This window comes from Streptomyces spongiae, from assembly GCF_009377185.1.
Taxonomy (GTDB): Bacteria; Actinomycetota; Actinomycetes; order Streptomycetales; family Streptomycetaceae; genus Streptomyces; species Streptomyces spongiae.
Genome location: NZ_VJZC01000652.1, coordinates 1 through 5,319, shown reverse-complemented (window position 1 = coordinate 5,319; position 5,319 = coordinate 1). Strand labels below are relative to the sequence as shown.

Annotated in this window: 4 protein-coding genes; 3 read left to right on the top strand and 1 reads right to left on the bottom strand. The window is 71.4% G+C overall.

Annotation, left to right across the window (positions count from 1 at the left end; genetic code table 11):
• Positions 1–586, bottom strand: a 586-nt coding sequence (locus tag FNH08_RS43800) for a TerD family protein (protein ID WP_152777079.1), incomplete at its 3' end; no start/stop codon positions are given.
• 200 nt (positions 587–786) lie between these two features.
• On the opposite strand from FNH08_RS43800, the gene FNH08_RS43795 reads away from it, so the two are divergent.
• The 3 genes from FNH08_RS43795 to FNH08_RS43785 form a co-directional block, all read left to right on the top strand.
• Positions 787–1,953: an HpcH/HpaI aldolase/citrate lyase family protein gene (locus tag FNH08_RS43795; RefSeq protein ID WP_152777078.1), complete on the top strand. Its 1,167-nt coding sequence runs from the start codon at positions 787–789 to the stop codon at positions 1,951–1,953.
• Between the two features lie 52 nt (positions 1,954–2,005).
• Entirely contained in the window at positions 2,006–4,624 is a 2,619-nt protein-coding gene (locus tag FNH08_RS43790; RefSeq protein WP_152777077.1) for a phosphoribosyltransferase, read from the top strand.
• Positions 4,624–5,319 (top strand): HAD family hydrolase (locus FNH08_RS43785; RefSeq protein WP_152777076.1); only part of this gene is annotated, 696 nt, incomplete at its 3' end. The genes FNH08_RS43790 and FNH08_RS43785, both read left to right, overlap by 1 nt.

Here is a 5,319-nt window from a genome sequence, read left to right as displayed (position 1 = left end):
GCTCGGGCGGGAGGGGGACGGAGACGTCCGGTGCCGCGGCCTCCGATTCGTCCACCGAGATGCCGAAGTCGGTCGCCAGTCCCTGAAGGCCGTTGGTGTAGCCCTCGCCGAGCGCGCGGAACTTCCAGGCCGTGCCGCGCCGGTAGAGCTCGCCGCAGATCAGCGCGGTCTCCTCACCGGTCTCCGGCTTGACGTCGAAGTACGCCAGCGGTTCCGCGTCGGCGACGGTGGCGTCGTACAGCAGGATGCGCAGGGTCCGTACGTGTTCGAAGGGGACGTCGTCCGCCGAGGCGACCAGCAGAATCTGTCCGACGGCGGACTCGACACCTGTCAGATCCGTCTGGATGGTGTCCGTGAGGCCCTCGGCGACGCGCTTCTTGCCGAGCCGCCAGACCTTGCCGGAGGGATGGCGGGGCTGGTTGTAGAAGACGAAGTCCTCGTCGGACCGTACGCGCCCGTCGGGGCCGAGGAGCAGCGCCGAGGCGTCGACATCCGGGACACCCTGCCCGGGAGTCCAGCGCAGCACGGCGCGCACCGCCGGGGCTTCCAGCGGGACGTTCGACCCCTTGAGCATCGCGTGCGTCATGTGGATCATCCTGCCCTCTCGGTCCTGCTCACGACAAAGCGGGGTCACGATCACCCGACAGGGGCCGACGAGCGTTCGATACGTCCGATTTACCAGAACTTCATGCCCAGCGGGAACCCACGACATGGATCTCTACGTACTATTACCGGCCACCATTTTCACCAATCCGTAGGGCCGACCAGCCGCCACGGGGGAGTCACATGCGTCATTTCGGGCACATTGCCCCTGAGGAGCGCCAGCGCCTCTTTCACCGGGAGCCGGGGTTCTTCACCGCCGACTCCCCGGCCCGGGTGCTCGCGGCGGCTCTCGGGGCCACCCTCTACAGCCCCGCCACCAGGCCCCGGCTGGCCGACGACGTGGTGAAGCAGGCCGGGCGCGGTGTGGTCTCCATGGTGCTCTGCCTGGAGGACTCGATCGACGACGCCGAGGTCACGGGCGCCGAGGAGAACCTGGTCCGGCAGTTCGTCGACCTGGCCGGACGCCCCGAGGCGGAGCTGCCGCTGCTGTTCGTCCGGGTCCGTGCCGCGGAGCAGATACCGGATCTCGTGCGGCGGCTCGGACCGGCCGTCCGGCTGTTGTCCGGATTCGTACTACCGAAGTTCACCGAGGAGCGGGGCGTGCCGTTCCTGGAGGCGCTGACCGCCGCCGAGACGGCGAGCGGCCGCCGGCTCTTCGCGATGCCCGTCCTGGAGTCGCCCGAGCTGATGTACCGCGAGACACGCGTGGAGTCCCTCCAGGGCATCTCCCGCACGGTCGACAAGTACCGCGACCGCGTGCTCGCGCTGCGCCTCGGCGTCACCGACTTCTGCGCCTCGTACGCCCTGCGCCGGGCCCCCGACATGACCGCGTACGACGTGCAGATCGTGGCTTCCGTGATCGCCGACGTGGTGAACGTGCTGGGGCGGGCCGACGGCACCGGCTTCACCGTGACCGGGCCGGTCTGGGAGTACTTCCGGGTCCAGGAGCGCATGTTCAAGCCCCAGCTGCGCACCAGCCCCTTTCTCGAGGTGCGGGCCACCGCATTGCGCGAGACGCTGATCGAGCACGCGATGGACGGCCTGCTGCGGGAGATCTCCCTGGACCAGGCCAACGGCCTCCTCGGCAAGACCTGCATCCACCCCTCGCACGTGCTGCCCGTGCACGCGCTGTCCGTGGTCAGCCACGAGGAGTTCAGCGACGCCCAGGACATCCTCAGGCCCGAGCGCGGCGGCGGGGGTGTGCTGCGGTCCGCCTACACGAACAAGATGAACGAGGTGAAGCCCCACCGAGCCTGGGCCGAGCGCGTCCTGCAGCGCGCCGAGGTTTTCGGCGTCGCCAACGAGGACATCGGCTTCGTGGAGCTGCTGGCGGCGGGCCTGCCCGACTGACGGGCTCCCACGGCGGGATCGGCTCGCTGAACGCCTTACCGACAAGGAATCGATGAAGAACAACGAGGTCTGGTCCGGGAACTGGGTCGCCCAGCGGCTCGGTGTCGAGCTGATCGGCGACGAGCCGCTCAGGGACCTGCTGGGACTCGCCCTGCGCCGCAACCCCAGGCGCGCGCACCTGCTGGTGTCGAACGTGCTGGGCAAACACGTGCCGCAGTCGCCGTCCGTGGTGTACGGGTACGGGGTCGCCCTGGGCCGCAGGGTGCGCGACCTGCTGGGCGAGGAGGCGGCAGCCGCTGTCGTGCTCGGGTACGCCGAGACGGCCACCGGGCTCGGCCACTCGGTCGCGGACGGGGTGGGCCTCGCGCCCTACCTGCACTCGACCCGGCGCCCGGTCGAGGGGGTCGCCCGGGCCGGCGGCTTCGAGGAGTCCCACTCCCACGCCACCTCCCACCTGCTGCTGCCGGAGGACCCTGCGCTGCTCGCGGGCGACGGGCCCCTGGTGCTGGTCGACGACGAGTTCTCCACCGGCAACACGGTCCTGAACACCATCCGCGAGCTGCACACCCGCTACCCGCGCGGACGGTACGTGATCGTCGCGCTGGTCGACATGCGGTCGGCGGCGGACCTCGGGCGCCTCACGGAGTTCGCCCGCGAGATCGGCGCCCGCGTCGACCTCGTGACGGCGGCCTCCGGGACCGTACGGCTGCCGGAGGGGGTGCTGGAGAAGGGGCAGGAGTTGGTGGCGCGGTACGAGAGCGATGGTGCCGCGATGGGTAGTCGGTCGTCTGCGGCCGCGCCGGGGCCGGTCGCGCAGTTCCCCGCGCCCCTGAGAAAAGGCGAGGCGGAGGCCGAGCGTCAAGGGGCGCGAGGAACTGCGCGACCAGCCACAACGCACCCGCACTCGGACGATGAGCGCACCCGGCAGACGCTGCCCCACGGCCGCATCGCCGGCGTGGACCTGTTCTGGCCTCCCGGCCTCCCCGACGGCGGCCGGCACGGCTTCACCCCGCAGCACCGCATCCGCCTCGAACGCGCCCTCCCCGCCATGGCCGCCCGCCTCGCCGAGGCGATACCCGACGACGCGCGCCGCGTACTCGTGCTCGGCTTCGAGGAGCTGATGTACGCGCCGCTGAGGCTGGCCGGGGCGCTGGAGCAGGTCGCCGACGCCGAGGTGCGGTACTCGACCACGACCCGCTCGCCGGTCCTCGCGGTCGACGACCCCGGTTACGCGATCCGCAGCCGAATCGTTTTCCCCGCCCACGACGACCCCGGCGACGGCCCCGGCGAGCGCTACGCCTACAACGTCGCGGGCGCCGGCTTCGACGCGGTCGTCGCCGTCGTCGACTCGGCCGCCGACACGGGTGCGCTCCACGCCGCCGACGGCCTCCTCGCACAGCTCGCCGCGCACACGCCGAGCGTGCTGCTCGCGGTCGTGCCTTCGTACGTTCCGTCGCCCGCGACCTCCCGCGCCGCCCCGCACGTCACCTCGTACGCCTCCGAAAGGCCCTCCATGCTGCCCGAGCCACTCCGCGGCCCCGCCTTCTCCTCGTACGCGCCCGACGAGGTCGGCTGGCTGCTGCGGGACCTCTCGGACGTCACGCTGGAGGCGCCCACCGAGGAACGCGAGGAGGCCATCCAGAGCGGCGGCGCGCACTACGCGGAGTCGCTGCCGGTGGAGTACCAGCCGAGCGAGCGGTACCAGGCCCTCTTCCACAGCGCGCTGGACGAGTCGGCCGTCCGAATAGCCCAGGCCGTGGGAGTCGTGACGGAGACGGTGCTGGCCGAGCGGTCACCACGGCCCGTGCTCGTCTCGCTCGCCCGCGCGGGCACCCCCGTCGGCGTCCTGATGCGGCGCTGGGCCCAGCACCGGCACGGGCTCGACCTCGCGCACTACGCCGTGTCCATCGTGCGGGGCCGCGGTATCGACGCCAACGCGCTGCGGTGGCTCGCCGCCCACCACGACCCGTCCGACGTCGTGTTCGTCGACGGCTGGACCGGCAAGGGCGCCATCACCCGTGAACTGGCCGACGCCCTCCGGGAGTTCGAGGCATCCGATGGCATCACCGGCTTCGACCCGGAGATCGCGGTGCTCGCCGACCCGGGCTCGTGCGTGCGGACGTACGGCACCCGCGAGGACTTCCTCATCCCCTCCGCGTGCCTCAACTCGACGGTCTCCGGGCTGATTTCGCGTACGGTACTGCGCTCCGACCTGGTCGGCCCGAACGACTACCACGGCGCCAAGTTCTACCGCGAACTCGCCGGCGCGGACATGTCGAACGACTTCCTGGACGCCGTCTCCGCCCGCTTCACGGAGGTCGCGGACGCGGTGGACGCGCTGGCCAAGGAGCTGCTCTCCGCCGACCGTACCCCGACCTGGGAGGGCTGGGCCGCCGTCGAGCGGATCAGCGAGGAGTACGGCATCCACGACGTCAACCTCGTCAAGCCCGGCGTCGGCGAGACCACCCGGGTGCTGCTGCGTCGCGTACCGTGGAGGATCCTCGCGCGGGCCGGGGCGGGGGCCGATCTCGACCATGTGCGCCTGTTGGCCGAGCAGCGCGGGGTGCCGGTGGAGGAGACGGCCGAACTGCCCTACACCTGCGTCGGATTGATCCACCCCAAGTACACACGGGGCGCCACCGGCGCCGACGGGAAGGCGGTGGCCCTCTGATGGCCGTCCTGGTGGCGAGCGACCTGGACCGTACGCTCATCTACTCCTCGGCGGCGCTGGCGCTGACCATGCCGGACGCGCGGGCCCCCCGGCTGCTGTGCGTCGAGGTGCACGAGAGCAGGCCGCTGTCGTACATGACCGAGACCGCGGCCGGGCTGCTCACCGAACTCGGGGACGCGGCGGTGTTCGTGCCGACGACGACCCGTACGCGCAAGCAGTACCAGCGCATCAACCTGCCGGGTCCCGCGCCCGAGTACGCGATCTGCGCCAACGGCGGGCACATTCTGGTGGACGGGGTCACGGACCACGCGTGGCACGCGCGGGTGACGGCCCGGCTCGCGGACGAGTGCGCTTCGCTGGACGAGGTGCGGGGGTACATGGAGGCCACGTCGGACCCGTCCTGGGTGCGCAAGTACCGGGTGGCCGAGGATCTGTTCGTGTACCTCGTGGTGGAGCGTGAGCTGGTGCCCGAGGGCTGGGTGAAGGAGCTGGCCGTCTGGGCGGAGAATCGTGGCTGGACGGTCTCGCTCCAGGGGCGCAAGATCTACGCCGTGCCGAAGCCGCTGACCAAGAGCGCGGCGCTGCGGGAGGTTGTGCGGCGGACCGGGGCCGAGCTCACGCTCGCTGCGGGGGATTCGTTGCTGGATGCCGATCTGTTGCTTGCTGCGGATCGGGGGTGGCGGCCGGGGCATGGG

Bases quoted from the DNA above. Each gene is read 5' to 3' on its own strand.
- FNH08_RS43790 (WP_152777077.1), top strand. From the start codon at position 2,006: ATGAAGAACAACGAGGTCTGGTCCGGGAACTGGGTCGCCCAGCGGCTC.
- FNH08_RS43795 (WP_152777078.1), top strand. From the start codon at position 787: ATGCGTCATTTCGGGCACATTGCCCCTGAGGAGCGCCAGCGCCTCTTT.